Raw genomic sequence first — 1133 nt, forward strand, 5'->3', positions numbered from 1 at the left:
GGCTTTGTTGCATAACGTTTTTGGATAGACGTGCTTAACTGCATTTTCTGAACCTACCTCGTTAAGTTACTAGGTTAGAAGGCGACACGATGGCATAGCTCTCACAACGGCCAAATTCAAGGAAACGATTCAAAATACGACAACCAAGCAACACCTCAACCGTCTGAGAAGCAAGATTCTTAGTACTGACACTATCGCCAATCACCTGCTTGTAGCGAAACATCTCCGACTCAATTCGACTACGGGCATGATAGCCACTTTCAACCTTCCAACGAGCATCATGAGTTTCATCGTCCCAGAGACGCTCCATCTCAGCAACCACAAGATTGCGAGCCGCCGCCTCAGGCTCAGGGTGAATTATCGCTCCGAGGCGAGCAGGGATAATGGGGATGGCTCCTCGCTTGGCAATACGATCAAAGTTATCTATCGAATCGTAGATGCCATCGGCTCCCACTTTTTCAATGTCGCCTTCAACGGCATCGAGTATTTCCGGGAAGTGATCAGGATCGCCTCCTTTGGCATCTGTCACCACTGCTGCCATGATTTGCCCGCTATTGCGGTCGAGTCCTAGATGCACTTTGATCCAAGTACGTCGGTACTCGGCTTTCCATTTGCGTGTTTTCCACTCCCCCTCGCCTGCCACTTTGACACCTGTACTATCTACAAGCAGGTGAATCGGCTCGCCTGTTTTTCTGACTCCCAGGTCAATCTTGAGTGTCTTGGCTCTGCGCGAGAGGGTGGAGTAGTTGGGGCAGGGTAAATCAAGCTTCATGGCTTCTATTAGAGCCATAGCCAAGCCTTGGGCGGCTCGGAGGGGAAGTTTGAAAAGAATCTTGAGGCTCAGGACTACCTCGATAGCCAGGTCGCTATAGACTTTCTGTTTATGAGGCAGCCCGTCACTTTGTGCCTTCCATGCAGCAGCAACCTCTGGGTTGATCCAGAGAGTGATGTTACCGCGATTGATGAGAGCGGTGTTATACTGTTTCCAGTTACGGGTGCGGTAAGAAGTCTTTTTCCCTTTGGGTTTAGGCTCTTTGGTTGTTTTGTTTCGTTTCACAGCTTTTCATAATTGCCAGAACCGTGCCTGTAGCTACCTGATAAAAATACGGGTTAGCCCGTTATGCAACAAAGCC

1 protein-coding gene is annotated in these 1133 nt (G+C 49.4%); it reads right to left on the bottom strand.

What is annotated here, in order from left to right:
- Window positions 1-61: 61 nt before the first annotated feature.
- Complete coding sequence (locus tag RMO15_RS20650; RefSeq protein ID WP_309716389.1) at window positions 62-1057, bottom strand: IS5 family transposase; 996 nt, start codon at window positions 1055-1057, stop codon at window positions 62-64.
- Between the last annotated feature and the right edge of the window lie 76 nt (window positions 1058-1133).

This window comes from Armatimonas sp. (assembly GCF_031410135.1).
In the GTDB taxonomy this organism is placed as follows: domain Bacteria; phylum Armatimonadota; class Armatimonadia; order Armatimonadales; family Armatimonadaceae; genus Armatimonas.